Here is a 15492-nt window from a genome sequence, read left to right on the forward strand (position 1 = left end):
GAGCAATTCCGTGAAGATTCGCAAAAGCGACAGCCATGTCGATGCCTGGGCCATAGGCTTCATGATCGTTGTGATCGTGGCGACGGCGGTGTACTGGTTCAGTCGCGGCTGAACCCGTACCCGCCACGGAATCTGCGTTAGTTGTCATAACCCAGGTTCGGCGCCAGCCAGCGTTCGCTGACTGCCAGCTCCTGTTTCTTGCGTTCGGTGTAGGCCTGCACCTGATCGCGATCGACCTTGCCCACGGCAAAGTACTGCGCCTGTGGGTGGGCGAAGTACCAGCCGCTGACCGCAGCCGCGGGGAACATCGCGTAGTGCTCGGTCAGGGTCACGCCGCTTTGCCCGTTGTCATCGAGCAGATCGAACAGCGTGCCTTTCTCGGTATGGTCCGGGCACGCGGGGTAGCCAGGGGCAGGGCGGATGCCTTTGTACTGCTCCCTGATCAACGCCTCGTTGTCCAGTGTCTCTTCGGGGTCGTAGCCCCAATGCACCTTGCGCACCTGCTGGTGCAGCCATTCGGCGCAAGCCTCGGCCAGGCGGTCGGCCAAGGCCTTGACCATGATCGAGTTGTAGTCGTCGCCGTTGTCCTGATAGGCCTTGGCGACTTCTTCGGCGCCGATGCCAGCGGTGGTAATGAAGCCGCCCACGTAGTCGGTCACGCCACTGTCCCTGGGTGCGACGAAGTCGGCCAGGGAAAAGTTCGGCTTGCCATCGGTCTTGATGGTCTGTTGGCGCAGGTGATGCAGGCGCGCCAGCGGCTGGCCATCGTCGCCATACACTTCGATATCGTCGTGTTCCACCTGGTTGGCGGGCCAGAAACCGAACACCGCGCGGGCGCGGATGAGTTTCTCATCGATCAGCTTGCGCAGCATCACCTTCGCGTCCTCGAACAACGCGGTGGCCGCTTCACCCACCACCTCGTCGGTGAGAATGCGCGGGTACTTGCCGGCCAGGTCCCAGGATATGAAAAACGGTGTCCAGTCGATGTACTCGGCCAGTACGTTGAGGTCGATGTCATCCAGTACCCTGGCGCCGGTAAAGGTCGGCTGCACGGGGTGGTAGGTACTCCAGTCGAAGGTGGCCTTGGCCGCGATGGCGTTGGTATAGCTCAAGCGCTCGGTGCGCGCACTGCGGTTGGCCGTACGCTCGCGAACCTCGATGTATTCCAGGCGAGTCTTCTCGACGAACGCCGGCTTGAGTTCCTTGGACAGCAACTGGGTGGCAACCCCCACCGCCCGCGAGGCGTCGGTCACATAGATGACCGCGTCATTGCTGTACTTGGGCTCGATCTTCACCGCCGTGTGCGCCTTGGAGGTGGTGGCCCCACCGATCATCAGCGGCAGGTGGAAGTCCTGACGCTGCATTTCCCGGGCAACGTGAACCATCTCGTCGAGCGAAGGGGTGATCAGGCCGGACAGGCCGATGATGTCGCACTTCTGCTCGCGTGCGACCTGCAGGATCTTGTCGGCGGGCACCATGACGCCCAGGTCGACGATGTCGTAGCCATTGCAGCCCAGCACCACGCCGACGATGTTCTTGCCGATATCGTGGACGTCGCCTTTCACCGTGGCCATCAGGATCTTGCCCTTGGCTTCGGGCTTGTCGCCTTTCTCAAGCTCGATGAACGGAATCAGGTGAGCCACGGCCTGTTTCATCACGCGCGCCGACTTGACCACCTGGGGCAGGAACATCTTGCCCGAGCCGAACAGGTCGCCAACGATGTTCATGCCCGACATCAACGGGCCTTCGATGACCTCGATCGGGCGCTTGAACGACTGCCGAGACTCCTCGGTGTCTTCGACGATGTGCGTGGTGATGCCCTTGACCAACGCGTGTTCCAGACGCTGGTTGACCGGCCAGCCGCGCCATTCTTCGGTCTCGGCTTCCTTGACGCTGCCGTCGCCCTTGAACTTGTCGGCGATGGCAAGCAGGGCGTCGGTGCCTTCCGGGGTGCGGTTGAGCACCACGTCCTCGACACGGTCACGCAGCTCGGCCGGGATCTGGTCATAGATCTCCAACTGGCCGGCGTTGACGATCCCCATGGTCAGGCCGTTGCGGATGGCATGCAGCAGGAACACCGAGTGGATCGCCTCGCGCACCGGATTGTTGCCACGGAACGAGAACGACACGTTCGACACGCCGCCGCTGGTCAATGCATGGGGCAGCTCATCGCGGATGTAGGCGCAGGCATTGATGAAGTCGACGGCATAGTTGTTGTGTTCTTCGATGCCGGTGGCCACGGCAAAGATGTTCGGGTCGAAGATGATGTCTTCCGGAGGGAAGCCGACCTGGTCGACCAGAATGTCGTAGGAGCGCTTGCAGATTTCCTTCTTGCGCGCCTCGGTGTCGGCCTGGCCAGCCTCGTCGAAGGCCATGACCACCACCGCCGCGCCGTAGCGCTTGCACAGCTTGGCGTGATGGATGAAGGCCTCCACGCCTTCCTTCATGCTGATCGAGTTGACGATGCCCTTGCCCTGGATGCACTTGAGCCCGGCTTCGATCACTTCCCACTTGGAGGAGTCGATCATGATCGGCACCCGCGAGATGTCCGGCTCGCCAGCGATCAGGTTGAGGAAGGTGACCATCGCCTTCTGCGAGTCGAGCATGCCCTCGTCCATGTTGATGTCGATCACCTGCGCGCCGGCTTCCACCTGCTGCAGGGCGACTTCCAGGGCCTCGGTGTAGTTGTCCTCGCGGATCAGCCGCGCGAAGCGCGCGGAGCCGGTGATGTTGGTGCGCTCGCCGACGTTGACGAACAACGACTGACGGTCGATGGTGAACGGCTCCAGACCCGACAACCGGCAGGCTTTGGGAATGTCCGGGATCGCCCGCGGCTCATAGCCGGCCACTGCCTTGGCGATGGCTTCGATATGCCCCGGGGTGGTGCCGCAGCAGCCACCGACGATGTTGAGAAAGCCGCTCTGGGCAAACTCTTCGATGATCTTCGCGGTTTCCGAAGGCAGCTCGTCGTATTCACCGAAGGCGTTCGGCAAGCCCGCGTTGGGGTGCGCCGAAACGTAGGTCCCGGCCTTGTTCGACAGCTCTTCCAGGTAGGGGCGCAGCTCGCTGGCACCCAGCGCGCAGTTCAGGCCTACCGAGATCGGCCTGGCATGGCTTACCGAGTTCCAGAAGGCCTCGGTGGTCTGCCCGGACAGGGTGCGACCGGACGCATCGGTGATGGTCCCGGAAATCATGATCGGCAGCTCGAAGCCCAGTTCCTCGTACACCCCCTGCACGGCGAAGATCGCCGCCTTGGCGTTGAGGGTGTCGAAGATGGTCTCGATCAGGATCAGGTCGGCGCCGCCCTCGATCAGGCCTTTGGTGGCTTCGGTGTAGTTTTCCACCAGCTCGTCGAAGGTGACGTTGCGGTAGCCGGGGTTGTTGACGTCGGGGGACAGCGAGCAGGTGCGACTGGTCGGGCCCAGCACGCCGGCGACGAAGCGCGGTTTGTCCGGGGTTTCCAGGGTCTTGGCGTCGGCGACGCGACGGGCCACCCGCGCACCTTCAACGTTGAGCTCGTACACCAGCGACTCCATGCCGTAGTCGGCCTGGGACACCTGGGTGGCATTGAAGGTATTGGTTTCCAGAATGTCGGCGCCCGCGTCCAGGTAGGCCTTCTCGATGGCGGCGATCACATCCGGGCGGCTGAGCAGCAACAGGTCGTTGTTGCCCTTGACGTCGCTTGGCCAATCGGCGAAGCGCTCACCCCGATAATCCTCTTCCTCGAGCTTGTAGCTCTGGATCATCGTGCCCATGCCGCCGTCGAGAATCAGGATGCGCTCTTTGAGGGCTTGCTGGAGGGCTTGAAGGCGAGCACTGCGGTCGGACATGGGAACCACTCTTTCAGAAAATTCGGACACTGTGACAGGTGGCGGATGATAGCAAACCTGTGCGCTATTTGATCATCACGAGGATTGCCATGAATTTCACTCATGTTCGGAACGCCGGGCTCGTGCTTTTCCAGTCCCTTGCACAAGGCCCCGGAAGAAACTTGCAGCCGGTCAGTCATTAACGCGTGTCGCGACCTTTTCGAGATTTTTGCAGTCCCACCCCTCGGAATGCCCTGAAAAGGGGCGCGAATTCTCGTTTCAAAAGGCGGTACGCATGCTGATTTCGCTTCAAGCTTTAAGGGCCCTGGCCGCCTGGATCGTAGTCTGCCATCACTTCATGCAGATTTTCTTCGACTTCCATGCCGCAGGCCCCATCGGTCAGTTCTTCACTGACCGAGGCGCGGTGGGCGTCGATATCTTTTTCGTCATCAGTGGGTTGGTCATCTACCTGTCGACCCAGGACAAGCAGATGCCCGCGGGGCGCTTCCTGCTCAACCGTGTCATTCGCATCGTACCGGCCTATTGGCTGTACACCGCCTTGATGGGGCTGATGCTGGTCAGCCTGGGCCAATGGCTGCCCCATGCCGCGATAGACCTGCCGCATTTCATCCTCTCGCTGCTGTTCATTCCTTCGGAAAATCCCGGTGGCTACGGCCTGTACCCGACGCTGAACGTGGGCTGGACACTCAACTACGAGATGTTCTTCTACCTGCTGTTCTCGCTGGTGTTCACCGTGCCGCAGCGTTACCGCCCGCTGATCGTCGCCGCCGCGCTGGTCGCGGTCAGCGAAGTACTGGGCCGCTATGGGGTGGTCAGCCGCTTCTATCAGAACAACATCATCTACGAGTTCCTGCTGGGCATCGGTATCGGCATGCTCTACCGCCGCGGCTGGATCGCCCAGGGCTTGTGGCTACCCCTGGCCGTGATCATCGTGTCGGCGGTGCTGATCTATCACCTGGATTCCAGCGACCGGCTGCTGCACTGGGGCTTGCCCAGCGCGCTGATTGTCCTGGCCTGCGTGGCCATGGAGCCGCACTTCCGTGGCAGCCGCCTGCTCAAGACCCTGGGCGATTGTTCGTATTCGGTGTACCTGGTGCACGTGCTGGTGCTCTACGCCGGTTGGCTGGCCAGCGTCCACTGGCATCTGAACCCGTATTGGGTGTTTGCGTTCTGCGTGCCCACTATCGCCCTGGTGTCGTGGGCCAGCTACGTGTGGATCGAAAAGCGTCTGTACCACCGGGTCAAGCACTGGACCGACGCTCGCCTGGATTCGACCTCGATGGCCCGTACCGGGTGATTCCCGACCAAAACAGTCAGGCTTTGTCAGCGTCGCCGGATTCGCGTAAACTGCTGGCAAGTCTGTGAGGAACCACTATGAGCGCTATAACGATTACCGACGCTGCGCACGATTACCTGGCCGATCTGCTGAGCAAGCAGAACACGCCCGGAATCGGCATTCGCGTGTTCATCACCCAGCCGGGCACCCAGTACGCAGAGACGTGCATTGCCTACTGCAAGCCGGGTGAAGAAAAGCCGGAAGACACCGCCCTGGGCTTGAAAAGCTTCACCGCCTGGATCGACGCCGTCAGCGAAGCCTTCCTCGACGACGCCGTGGTCGACTACGCCACCGACCGCATGGGCGGGCAGCTCACCATCAAGGCGCCCAACGCCAAGGTGCCGATGGTCAACGCCGACAGCCCCGTCAACGAGCGCATCAACTACTATCTGCAAACCGAGATCAACCCCGGCCTGGCCAGCCACGGCGGGCAGGTCAGCCTGATCGACGTGGTCGAAGACGGCATTGCCGTGCTGCAGTTCGGCGGTGGTTGCCAGGGTTGCGGCCAGGCCGACGTCACCCTCAAGGACGGTATCGAGCGCACCCTGCTCGAGCGCATCCCGGAGCTCAAGGGCGTTCGTGATGTCACCGACCACACCCAGAAAGAAAACGCCTACTACTAGGTAGGCAAGCTAGGTAGGCAAGCTGCCCCGCGCCAGAACGCGGGGCCCACATCCGATTCGCTGCGCCCAAGCAGCACGATGCGGGCGGCTACTGGCCGAAGCGCTGGGCGTAACCTTGCGGACTCACCCCAAGCACCTTCTGAAAACTGCGCCGCAGGTTTTCCGCATGGCCATAGCCGCACAGGCGCGCCACGCTCTGCAGCGACAACTGCCCGCCCTGGATCATCGCCCGGGCCGCTTCCAGGCGGACCCGTTCGATATGCCGCGCCGGCGTGATGTTCAGTTCGGCAAAGAAAACCCGGTACAACGTCCGCGGCGTCATGTTGGCCTTGTGTGCCAGCGCTTCCAGGGACAGATCGGCGCTCAGGTTCAGTGCAATCCATTCAAGCAACTCGGTCAGCCTCGACGTCGGTCCGTTGCAGCGCGCAAGGTGCGGGCTGAATTGCGTCTGCCCACCCGAGCGCTTGAGAAACAGCACCAAACGACGGGCGACGGCAAGGGCGAGGGGTCTGCCCAGGTCGGCCTCGATCAACGCCAGCGCCAGGTCGATCCCGGCGGTGACGCCTGCCGAGGTGAAAATGTGGCTGTGCCCGTCCTTGTCCGAAGGGTCGTAGGTGTGCAGCCGATCGCCTTGCACCTGCACATTGGCAAACGCCTGCAAGGCCTCGACATCGTCCCAGTGAGTGGTGGCGATCAAGCCGTCCAGCAAGCCCGCGCTGGCAAGCATCAGGGCTCCCGAGCACACCGAACCCAAGCGTCGGACCGTGGGCGCGGCCTCGCGCAACCAGGCGAGCAGGGCAGTGTTCGCGCACTGTTCGGCATCGCTGCTGCCGCCGGGCAGCAGCACCGTGTCCAGGGTGCTGCAGTCCACCGACAGCCAGCTGGCGTCGGCATGCAGTTTCAACCCGGCGGAGGTCGCCACGGCGCCCGCTGCCTCCCCCAACAGCTGCAATTGGTAGAGTGGCGCCAGGCCCTGGCGGGCCAGCTCGACGTTGGCCGAGGCGAACACCTGCATCGGGCCGGTCACATCCAGGCTCATCACCCCGGGATAGATCAGGCAAGCGATCACTTTGGTGGAATCAGCCATGCAGTCCATGTCGTTCAAGAACGGTACAGGTGGGCATGGCCCGCACGGTACAGCGCCGAGTCGGCGAAACTGTCCGTGTGCAGCACGTGCCCCACGAGAATCAGCGCACTACGCCGGAAGTCCTTGGCTGCGACCTTGAGCTGGATATCCGCCAAGGTGCCCAGCACGAAGTCCTGATCCGGCCAGCTGGCCTTGTGAATCACGGCAACCGGGCAATCCGCGCCGTAGCTGGGCAGCAGTTCGGCGACGATTCGATCCAGATTCTTCACTCCCAGGTGAATGGCCAACGTCGCGCCGTGCCGGGCCAGGCTGCCCAAGCTTTCACCCGGCGGCATCGGCGACTTGTCGCCATAGCGGGTGAGAATCACCGTCTGCGCCACATCGGGCAGGGTCAGCTCCACGCCCAGCAGCGCTGCGCAAGCGGCCGTAGCGGTCACGCCAGGAATGATCTGGTAGTCGATACCGTGCTCGCGCAGGCAGCGAATCTGCTCACCGATCGCGCCATACAGGCCGGGATCGCCGCTGTGCACCCGCGCTACGTCTTCGCCCCGGTCATGGGCTTGGCGCATCAGCTCGATGATCTGTTGCAGGTGCAGCTCGGCGCTGTTGTGAACCTGGTGCGCGGTGTGCCCTTCGAGCACCGCGTCGGGCACCAGCGAGCCTGCATAGATGATCACCGGGCAACGCCGGATCAGGCGCTGGCCCTTGACGGTGATCAGCTCCGGATCGCCCGGTCCGGCGCCGATGAAATAAACGGTCATGGGGATTCCTGACAGGCGGAGGGGTGAATGATATTCAAGTTGAACGCACAGCGCAGCTGGTCTGACCCACACTGCTGGCGATGGCCAGGGTAGCCACCGCCGTGTGCCGCCGTTTGACACGCAGCATCGCCGCAGACGCCGTGCAGTGCTCGGCCATGGCCAGGGCGGCGCTTTCAGCAACACCCTGGCAACCAGTCGCTGCGAATGAGCGCGCGGAACGATGGCTGAGTCGATCCTCAAAGGGCGCCAGCGCCTGCGCGCTGTAGGTGGAGAAGGGCAGGGCAAGACGCTCGGCCAGCAGGAGCAGCCCTGGCTCGTGTGCCTTGAGGTCGATGCTGGCCAGGCCCTGCACATCCGCCCAGTCAAGCCGGTGTTCAAGCAGGGTCTGTTGCAGCAGCTCCTGCAGCGCCTGCGCGCTGCAACCTCGGCGACACCCGAACCCTACCCACAGCGCCGTCATCGGATTCAGCTACGGGCTCGGCGAAACAACCAGGTACTGATCAGGCCCAGGGCCAGCCAGAACACCGCATTGGTTACCAGTGAAGCAATCACGAACTGCTGTTCCAGCGCTTCGGGCGCCAGGCTCGCATGCTGTTCGGGTTGGGGCGCGCCAATGAGGTGCGGTACCAGCACGATGGCCAGGCCCAGCGCCTTGAGCAGCATGCCGCGGCCGAACACCAGCAGCGCCAGGCCCGCAGCTGTCGACGCGGCTGTGCCGATCCACCAAGTTTGCCGCGATGCCAGGTCTGCCGCCTGCGTGCCGGGCAGTTCCGGCGGCAGGCCCAGGTTCGGCGCCAGGCAGAACACCGCGAATCCACCCAACCCCCACAACAGTCCCTGGGCATTGCGACCGGGTGCCCGCAGCGTATAGAGCGCGACCAGCATCAGGGCGAAGCCGACGGCCACTACCAGATTGCCCCCGGCCGTGGACAGCACGCGCTGCCAGCCGTTTTCGGGTTCCCAGGCCTCGGCGTGCTCGTGCTCGTGCTCGGCGCCTGCGGCATCGGCATGCTCATGCTGCGCGGCAGGTGTTTCATAGGTTTCACCCGCAAGGATCAGCGGGGCGACCCAGAGGGCTTGCAGAAGCGTCAACAACAAAGCGGCCAGCAGCCCGCTGAACCCGGCGGTACGTACGATGTGCCTGATCATCTCGGTATTCCTCAATGGCACGGAAAGGCGGCGCTGTGCCGGGTGTCGTGAGCGGCGTTGTGCACGGCTTCGATATGCGAGAAACCGGCGAAGCCGACCAGGCAGCAGCCCAGCAGGAACGTACCAGTCGCCAGCGCAATGCGCTGGGCGAGGGTGGCGGTATGCGTTTGGGCGTGTTCAGGGCTGGTTGAGACGGTGCTGGACATGGCGTTCCCTCTGGTGGTCCCGACGGTGGCGGCTCCACGGTATGTGGTTCCGACAATCGGGCACGCGCACGCAGAAAGCCTGGCGCAGGCGCGCCATGCTCGCAACAGCGCCCGCCCACCGCGGGTTTGTCGATCACAGACAGTCTGGGCCGGTCTCCGGGCTTGCGAGGGGCGGTATGAGCCAGCCTTGAAAGCGTCGCCTTCCCACACCCATGACAGGCGCAGTGGATCTGACACTTCTCTCGCTTACCGTTGCGGGGGCAGCACCGGACTTGCGCCAGCATCCAATCGAAGCTGGCACTCACCGGTTTCCCGTTTCACCCTGTGAAGGGCACCCAAAACGAAGCGCCTAGCAAATCATGTCGACGCGGGGCCGTCAATCCGCGCCCATGCCAGCGAGCGCCGGCGCCTGTAGAATGCTGCCGCGGTCCGCACTTTCACATCCGACAAGGAGTTCCCCATGCCCGAAGAAGGCAACATGCTACAAGCCGCCGTGGTGTTCCTGCTGGCCGCGGTGATTGCCGTGCCGTTGGCCAAACGCCTGCAATTGGGCGCGGTGCTGGGCTATCTGTTCGCCGGGGTGGTCATCGGCCCGCAAGTGCTGGGCTGGGTCGGCGACCCACAGAGCGTCAGCCACATCTCGGAACTGGGGGTAGTCCTGCTGCTGTTCATCATTGGCCTGGAGCTGTCGCCCAAGCGGCTGTGGGTCATGCGCAAGGCGGTGTTCGGGGTTGGCCTGGCACAGGTGCTGCTGACCGCAGTGGTGATCGGCGCGGTGGCATTGCTCGGCTTCGGCCAGCCGTTGAACAGTGCTGTGGTGCTGGGTCTGGGCCTGGCCTTGTCGTCCACTGCATTCGGCCTGCAAAGCCTGGCCGAACGCAAGGAGCTGAACGCTCCCCACGGTCGCCTGGCCTTTGCCATCCTGCTGTTCCAGGACATTGCCGCGATTCCACTGATCGCCATGGTGCCGTTGCTGGCCGGCAGTGGCAGCGATGCAGGCGAGGGCAGTACCCTGGATCACGGCCTGCGGGTGCTGGGCAGCATCGCCGTGGTGGTGGTCGGTGGGCGCTACCTGTTGCGTCCGGTGTTTCGCGTCGTCGCCCGCACTGGCCTGCAGGAGGTGTCCACCGCCACGGCCTTGCTGGTGGTGATCGGCACCGCCTGGCTGATGGAACTGGCCGGTGTCTCCATGGCCCTGGGCGCCTTTCTCGCTGGCTTGCTGCTGGCCGATTCGGAATACCGGCACGAGTTGGAGTCGCAGATCGAGCCGTTCAAGGGGCTGCTGCTGGGGCTGTTCTTCATCAGTGTCGGCATGGGCGCCAATCTGGGCCTGCTGCTCGAAAACCCGGCACTGGTGCTGGGGCTGACGCTGCTGTTGATCGGCATCAAGCTGCCGTTGCTGGTGTTGATCGGGCGTCTGGCCGGCGGCTTGGGCCGGCTCAGCGCCGTACGCCTGGGTATCGTGCTGGCCGCCGGCGGCGAGTTCGCCTTCGTGGTGTTCAAGATAGGCCGCGAGCAGGGCCTGTTCGACGCGCGCCTGTACGACACCTTGCTGCTGACCATCACTTTGTCGATGGCGCTCACGCCATTGCTGTTGCTGCTGTGCGCACGCCTGCTGCGGGTCAAGACCCCGCCGGTGGAAGTGCCGGACGCCTACCGCGAGATCGAAAGCGACGCGCCGCGCGTGGTGATTGCCGGCATGGGCCGGATGGGGCAGATCGTTGCGCGGATCCTGCGGGCGCAGAAGATCAGCTTCGTAGCCCTGGACACCTCGGTGGAGTCCATCGAGTTCTCGCGCAGCTTCGGCCACCTGCCGGTGTTCTATGGCGACCCGCTGCGGCCGGAGATCCTGCGCGCGGCCAAGGTCGAGCAGGCCGAGTATTTCGTCATTGCCACCGACGATCCGGAAATCAACATCAAGACCGCCGAATTGGTCAACCGCCTGTACCCGCACGTGAAGATCATCGCCCGCGCCCGCAACCGCCAGCATGTGCACCGGCTGGTCGACCATGGCGCCCAGGCGGTTCGCGAAACCTACTACTCGAGCCTGGAAATCACCCGCCGAACGCTGGTCGGCCTGGGCTTGAGCCAATCCCAGGCCGATGCGCGGATCAGCCGCTTCAAGCGCCATGACGAACAGGTGCTGCAGGCCCAGCATGCGATCTACGACGATGAAGCCAAGGTCATGCAGACCGCCCAGGAAGCACGCGCCGAGCTGGCCCGGCTGTTCGAATCCGATCGCCAGGACGAGAAGGCTGCCGCCAAGGGCGCGCCGCGGCGCTGAGAATCAAACCGGCGGCTGGCGGGCGACGTCGGCCGGCCCGTCTTCGTTGGCCGGATGCGGCGTGCGGGTCGACATTTCGGCGCGCAGCTGCGGCAGGCACTCGGGGTAGCGGTTGTTGACGAAAGTGATCAGCCGCTCGCGCACATGGCAGCGCGCATCCCAGTTGCGCGACGAATCCAGCGAGCTGAGCAGGATGCGCAACTGCATCGCCTTGTCGCTGGTATCGGTGACCTGCAGAACCACCACACGGCCGTCCCACAGGTGCGGAATTTCCTCGCACAGACGCTTGGTCTCGACGCGCAGCGCTTCCAGCGGCACCGAGTAGTCGACCCAGAGAAACACCGAGCCGATGATGCTGGACGTACTGCGGGTCCAGTTCTGGAACGGCTTCTCGATGAAGTACTGCAGAGGCACGACCATGCGCCGCTCATCCCAGATCTTCACCACCACGTAGGTGCCGGTGATCTCTTCGATACGCCCCCATTCGCCCTCGACGATGACCACGTCGTCGATGCGGATCGGCTGCGAAATGGCGATCTGCAGGCCGGCGATCAGGTTGCCCAGCACCGGTTTGGCAGCGAAGCCGGCAGCCAGTCCCGCAAGACCTGCGGACGCCAGCAGGCTGGTGCCGATCTGGCGCACCGCTGGAAACGTCATCAGGATCAGGGCGATGCCGAAAATCAGCACCAGTACGTTGAGGCACTGCACCAGCACCCGTACCTGGGTCTGGATGCGCCGGGCGGCAAGGTTGTCCTCGATGTCCAGCGGGTGCTTGAGGGTCATGGTCGTAGCCACAGCCTTGACACAGCGCAGGCCGAGCCAGGTCAGGCAGGCGGTGACCAGCATGCCGTTGAGGTGGCGCACGGTATTGATCATCAGCAGGTCGTCGGGCGCCGAAGTCCACACCGCCTGCAGGGCCATCAGCGGCATCAGCCACAGGGTCGGCTGCTCGGCACGGGCGACCAGTTGCTGCGCCAGTACGAAGGACTTGGAGACGCGTCGCAGGATGATCAGGCCGACCCAGCGGATCAGCAGAATGACGCATACGGCCAGCGCGGCGGCGATCAGCGTACTGAGCCAGGGCATCGGCACGCGGGCCAGCAAGGAATCGGGAAGGGCGTATTCCATGGGGCGGGTGCTCGCTTGAGGCATGAACTGGAGTCGACCGGCAAAGCTCGACACGGTTCCCCGTCATCCGCAGCCGATCAGTCTGCCAAGCGGGTTTCACGCGAGGGCGAGTGGCCAAAATAGCCGCTGTAGCACTTGCTGAAATGGCTCACCGAGACAAAGCCGCAGGCAATCGCCACGTCCATGATCGACAGCGTCGAATGCTGCAACAGACGACGTGCTTCGGTGACCCGCAGTTCCATATAGTAACGGTGCGGCGAAGTGCCAAGCTGGTCCTGGAACAGCCGGTCGATCTGGCGCCGCGAGCGGCCGACGAACTCGGCCAGTTGGTCCAGCGACAGCGGTTCCTCCAGATTGCTCTCCATCAGGTCAATGATGTTGCGCAGCGGCTGGCTGAGCTTGCCGGTCGCCTGGCCACCGGTGCGCTTGAAGCGCAGCCCTTCGAAGGCAAGAATGTGTTCCACCCCATTGGCCAGGGTCTCGCCGCGCTGCTGGCGGATCATTTCCATCATCATGCCGAAACCGCCGTTGGGGCTCGCGGCGGTGGCGCGGTCGCGGTCGATAACCTGGCTGGCGGGGGTGACGGTGATCTGCGGGCTGAGTTCTGCCAGCGAAGCGCGGTTTTCCGGATGCACCGCGCAGCGATAGCCATCGAGCAGGCCTGCCTGGCCGAGAAACCAGGCGCCGTTCCACAGCCCGCCCAGGGCAATGCCGCGACGCGCGCAGTCCGCCAGTATTCGACTGAGCAGCAGGGAAGGCCGCAGCGGTGTGCGAAAGCCGCCACAGATGATCAACAGGTCCACTTCGTCGTGCATGCCTGGCATCAGTGGCGCATCCGGCTGCAGCAGTATGCCCAGATCACTGATCACCTGGCCGGGCGCCAGCCCATAGGAGCGAATGGCGTAGGCCGCCGGGCTGATCAGATTGGCAGTGACCAAGGTGTCCAGGCTGGCAGTGAAGGCGGCCAGGGAAAAATGCTCCAGCAGCACGAACCCCACGCGCAGGCTTGCCTGGTCGGTGTTGCGCAGGCGCCCGTTGGCCGAGGCAAGGTACAGCAGGTTCTTGCTTTGCCCGGCACCGCTGAAAACCCGTTGCGTCATTGCTGCCTGCTCCCTGGATTGCCGCTGATCACAGCGGATATTACCGTAGTGCTGCGGCCATGGGTCTGCGAGACTGACGGCCCTTTTGCCTTGGAGCAAGCCCCATGCCCTACCTGCGCCACGCCCACTGCCTGCTGCTGTGCTGGCTGATCGGCACACCGGTGTGGGCCGACGACAGCGTGATCGTCTGGCCCGCCGACTGGGACGTGCAGATCCTGCCCGACTCGGCCGATGCGCAGGGCCAGCCCAGCGGCAGCCGCCAGCGTGCCACCAAGACCGATGCCAATGGCGATCCGTTGATGATCGTCGAGATGACCCGTGGCGCGCTGGCCCAGGACCATTCGGTCAACCTGGAAGCGGTGTTGCTGGAGATGCGCAAGGCCATCCAGATCAACTTTTCCCGCTCCGGCTACCAGAGCGTGTGCACCAAGGTCAAAGCGACCCGGCTGGGCAACCTGCCAGCTGCGCAGACCACCTGCAAGGTCACCCGCAACGGAACCCTCGCCATTACCCAGACCCTGGTCGCAGCGGTACAGCCCGGCATGGCCTACGGGTTCAGCTATGCAGGTTCTGCCGTGGGTTATCCGCAACTGGAGGCCGAGGTCATGGGCATACGCCAGGCACTGCGATTTGCCGAGCCCGAATAGCGAGGCGGGCCAGGTTGATGCTGCATATTCCCTGAAGGCATATAAAAAGCATTATTCATTCTTTTTAAATATCCGGTTGTAGGTGCAATCTCTACCTCACGCACTGCGGTGCGACCGAATGTCTAACGAGGATGACTGCATGACCATCAAAGCGATCAACGTACGCAACCAGTTCAAGGGCACCGTCAAGGAAATCATCGAAGGGCCGGTCGTCTCGGAAATCGACGTGCAGACCCCGGCCGGTATCGTCACCTCGGTGATCACCACGCGCTCGGTGCACGAGCTCGAATTGCAGATCGGCAGCGAAGTCATCGCTTTCGTGAAATCGACTGAAGTGTCCATCGCCAAACTGTAACAAACGCCTCGCATACTGATCACGCATTCACGTCTTATACCGTGGTGTCTTGTCAAGTTTGAAGCCGAAAAGATCTTGAGGGTCGTGCTCTTGCAGGGGAGCACGGCCCTTTTTTTGTCTGCACCAGGGATGGCTCAAGTCAGCGGCGTAGGCGCCAGGGTGCCGAGCAAAGCCACTGCAGCCACGGCGCCCAGCCCGCATGCCCATTCGAGTGTAACGGTACGCTTGAGCCCATGGATGTCCAGCGGGCCCCGGGCCAATTGACGCCGGTGCCACAGGGCCAGGCCGAGCATGGCCAACACCAGCGCCAGCTTGATCGCCAGTACTGTGGCGAACCCGGATTGGCCAGGCAGCGGGAGGAACGTCCCGGTCAGCGCCCGGGTGTTGATGAGTCCGGTTATCAACATCCCGGCCACCAGCACACAACCCACGCCACTGAAGCGACCGAGCACCACGCGCAAGTCTAGGTCGCCGGGTCGAGCCAGTACGAACATCAGCAACATCAGACCGCCCAGCCAGGCACCGACGCACAGCAGGTGGATCAACTGGTTGATCACCAGCCAGGTGCCAGCGGCGCCTTCGAGCATGGCTGCGTGGCCTACCGGCGCGAGCGTTGCCAGCGTCAGTGCACTCAAGGGCCTGGCCACTACTTGCAGTTTCGGATGGGGAAGGCGCAGACACACCAGGACCGCCACGCAGGCAAACAGATGCAGCGTCCAGACCTTGCCGAAGAAGGTTTCGGCCAGCACCCGGCGAACCAGCGCCATGTCCAGCGAGCCGCCCAGCTCATAAGCCACGGCGAACAGCCAGGCCACGCCGCTGATCAGGGCCAGTGCAGCCAGCAGGCACACCAACGGATCGATCAGGTTACGCAACCGACCCATCTGGCTGGGGTGCACGAGCAGCAACGGGCGAAACATGCACGCACCGAACACCAGCATCAGGCTGGTGAAATGCAGGAAACGCAGAGCGATCAATACACTCAT

General features: G+C 63.4%; 14 protein-coding genes and 1 riboswitch. Of the genes, 5 read left to right on the forward strand and 9 right to left on the reverse strand.

What is annotated here, in order from left to right; all coding sequences use genetic code 11:
• Window positions 1-137: 137 nt before the first annotated feature.
• A complete protein-coding gene (metH, locus tag IFT44_RS02160; RefSeq protein WP_192175329.1) occupies window positions 138-3830 on the reverse strand; it encodes a methionine synthase in 3693 nt (1230 codons plus the stop codon).
• Window positions 3831-4104: 274 nt separating this feature from the next.
• On the opposite strand from metH, the gene IFT44_RS02165 reads away from it, so the two are divergent.
• Window positions 4105-5127, forward strand: coding sequence for an acyltransferase family protein (locus tag IFT44_RS02165; RefSeq protein ID WP_192175330.1), 1023 nt, complete (start codon window positions 4105-4107; stop codon window positions 5125-5127).
• A gap of 77 nt (window positions 5128-5204) precedes the next feature.
• Window positions 5205-5789 carry a Fe-S biogenesis protein NfuA gene (gene nfuA / locus IFT44_RS02170; protein WP_049859622.1) on the forward strand — a complete coding sequence of 195 codons (585 nt, stop codon included), beginning with the start codon at window positions 5205-5207 and terminating at the stop codon, window positions 5787-5789.
• A gap of 88 nt (window positions 5790-5877) precedes the next feature.
• Here nfuA and IFT44_RS02175 read toward each other — a convergent pair whose 3' ends face one another.
• From IFT44_RS02175 to IFT44_RS02195, 5 genes are read right to left on the reverse strand one after another with little or no spacing between them, the layout of a single operon-like run.
• On the reverse strand, window positions 5878-6876 hold the full coding sequence (locus IFT44_RS02175) for a GlxA family transcriptional regulator (protein WP_192175331.1): 999 nt from the start codon (window positions 6874-6876) through the stop codon (window positions 5878-5880).
• Between the two features lie 14 nt (window positions 6877-6890).
• Window positions 6891-7637, reverse strand: a complete 747-nt coding sequence (cobM, locus tag IFT44_RS02180; protein ID WP_122478107.1) for a precorrin-4 C(11)-methyltransferase — start codon at window positions 7635-7637, stop codon at window positions 6891-6893.
• Window positions 7638-7671: 34 nt separating this feature from the next.
• The gene (locus IFT44_RS02185; protein WP_192175332.1) at window positions 7672-8097 is read right to left on the reverse strand and encodes a cobalamin biosynthesis protein; all 426 of its coding nucleotides are present in this window, start codon (window positions 8095-8097) and stop codon (window positions 7672-7674) included.
• Window positions 8098-8102: 5 nt separating this feature from the next.
• Window positions 8103-8786, reverse strand: coding sequence for a CbtA family protein (locus IFT44_RS02190; RefSeq protein ID WP_192057086.1), 684 nt, complete (start codon window positions 8784-8786; stop codon window positions 8103-8105).
• Window positions 8787-8797: 11 nt separating this feature from the next.
• Window positions 8798-8992, reverse strand: a complete 195-nt coding sequence (locus IFT44_RS02195) for a CbtB domain-containing protein (RefSeq protein ID WP_122478101.1) — start codon at window positions 8990-8992, stop codon at window positions 8798-8800.
• A gap of 130 nt (window positions 8993-9122) precedes the next feature.
• Window positions 9123-9346, reverse strand: a riboswitch (cobalamin riboswitch).
• A 106-nt stretch (window positions 9347-9452) separates the two neighbouring features.
• Here IFT44_RS02195 and IFT44_RS02200 point away from each other — a divergent pair.
• Window positions 9453-11276 carry a monovalent cation:proton antiporter-2 (CPA2) family protein gene (locus IFT44_RS02200; protein WP_192175333.1) on the forward strand — a complete coding sequence of 608 codons (1824 nt, stop codon included), beginning with the start codon at window positions 9453-9455 and terminating at the stop codon, window positions 11274-11276.
• 3 nt (window positions 11277-11279) lie between these two features.
• On the opposite strand, the gene IFT44_RS02205 is transcribed toward IFT44_RS02200, so the two are convergent.
• Window positions 11280-12404 (reverse strand): mechanosensitive ion channel family protein, encoded by a 1125-nt coding sequence (locus IFT44_RS02205; protein ID WP_185793339.1) that lies wholly within the window; start codon window positions 12402-12404, stop codon window positions 11280-11282.
• Window positions 12405-12481: 77 nt separating this feature from the next.
• Complete coding sequence (locus IFT44_RS02210; protein WP_122478096.1) at window positions 12482-13504, reverse strand: GlxA family transcriptional regulator; 1023 nt, start codon at window positions 13502-13504, stop codon at window positions 12482-12484.
• 104 nt (window positions 13505-13608) lie between these two features.
• Here IFT44_RS02210 and IFT44_RS02215 point away from each other — a divergent pair, with 104 nt between their 5' ends.
• Window positions 13609-14151 (forward strand): DUF4946 domain-containing protein, encoded by a 543-nt coding sequence (locus IFT44_RS02215; protein ID WP_192056022.1) that lies wholly within the window; start codon window positions 13609-13611, stop codon window positions 14149-14151.
• A 139-nt stretch (window positions 14152-14290) separates the two neighbouring features.
• Window positions 14291-14506, forward strand: a complete 216-nt coding sequence (locus tag IFT44_RS02220; RefSeq protein WP_043189662.1) for a TOBE domain-containing protein — start codon at window positions 14291-14293, stop codon at window positions 14504-14506.
• Window positions 14507-14640: 134 nt separating this feature from the next.
• Here the strand turns inward: IFT44_RS02220 and copD are convergent, their stop codons facing one another.
• The gene (copD, locus tag IFT44_RS02225) at window positions 14641-15492 is read right to left on the reverse strand and encodes a copper homeostasis membrane protein CopD (protein WP_192175334.1); all 852 of its coding nucleotides are present in this window, start codon (window positions 15490-15492) and stop codon (window positions 14641-14643) included.

Source organism: Pseudomonas sp. CFBP 13710 (assembly GCF_014842235.1).
Classification (GTDB): domain Bacteria; phylum Pseudomonadota; class Gammaproteobacteria; order Pseudomonadales; family Pseudomonadaceae; genus Aquipseudomonas; species Aquipseudomonas baltica.

What these genes read in the sequence shown, in the direction of transcription:
- nfuA (WP_049859622.1), top strand. Translation starts at nt 5,205, where the DNA reads ATGAGCGCTATAACGATTACCGACGCTGCGCACGATTACCTGGCCGAT.
- copD (WP_192175334.1), bottom strand. Translation starts at nt 15,492, where the DNA reads ATGAGTGTATTGATCGCTCTGCGTTTCCTGCATTTCACCAGCCTGATG.
- IFT44_RS02165 (WP_192175330.1), top strand. Translation starts at nt 4,105, where the DNA reads ATGCTGATTTCGCTTCAAGCTTTAAGGGCCCTGGCCGCCTGGATCGTA.
- IFT44_RS02175 (WP_192175331.1), bottom strand. Translation starts at nt 6,876, where the DNA reads ATGGCTGATTCCACCAAAGTGATCGCTTGCCTGATCTATCCCGGGGTG.
- IFT44_RS02190 (WP_192057086.1), bottom strand. Translation starts at nt 8,786, where the DNA reads ATGATCAGGCACATCGTACGTACCGCCGGGTTCAGCGGGCTGCTGGCC.
- cobM (WP_122478107.1), bottom strand. Translation starts at nt 7,637, where the DNA reads ATGACCGTTTATTTCATCGGCGCCGGACCGGGCGATCCGGAGCTGATC.
- IFT44_RS02205 (WP_185793339.1), bottom strand. Translation starts at nt 12,404, where the DNA reads ATGGAATACGCCCTTCCCGATTCCTTGCTGGCCCGCGTGCCGATGCCC.
- IFT44_RS02200 (WP_192175333.1), top strand. Translation starts at nt 9,453, where the DNA reads ATGCCCGAAGAAGGCAACATGCTACAAGCCGCCGTGGTGTTCCTGCTG.
- IFT44_RS02215 (WP_192056022.1), top strand. Translation starts at nt 13,609, where the DNA reads ATGCCCTACCTGCGCCACGCCCACTGCCTGCTGCTGTGCTGGCTGATC.
- IFT44_RS02185 (WP_192175332.1), bottom strand. Translation starts at nt 8,097, where the DNA reads ATGACGGCGCTGTGGGTAGGGTTCGGGTGTCGCCGAGGTTGCAGCGCG.
- IFT44_RS02220 (WP_043189662.1), top strand. Translation starts at nt 14,291, where the DNA reads ATGACCATCAAAGCGATCAACGTACGCAACCAGTTCAAGGGCACCGTC.
- metH (WP_192175329.1), bottom strand. Translation starts at nt 3,830, where the DNA reads ATGTCCGACCGCAGTGCTCGCCTTCAAGCCCTCCAGCAAGCCCTCAAA.
- IFT44_RS02210 (WP_122478096.1), bottom strand. Translation starts at nt 13,504, where the DNA reads ATGACGCAACGGGTTTTCAGCGGTGCCGGGCAAAGCAAGAACCTGCTG.
- IFT44_RS02195 (WP_122478101.1), bottom strand. Translation starts at nt 8,992, where the DNA reads ATGTCCAGCACCGTCTCAACCAGCCCTGAACACGCCCAAACGCATACC.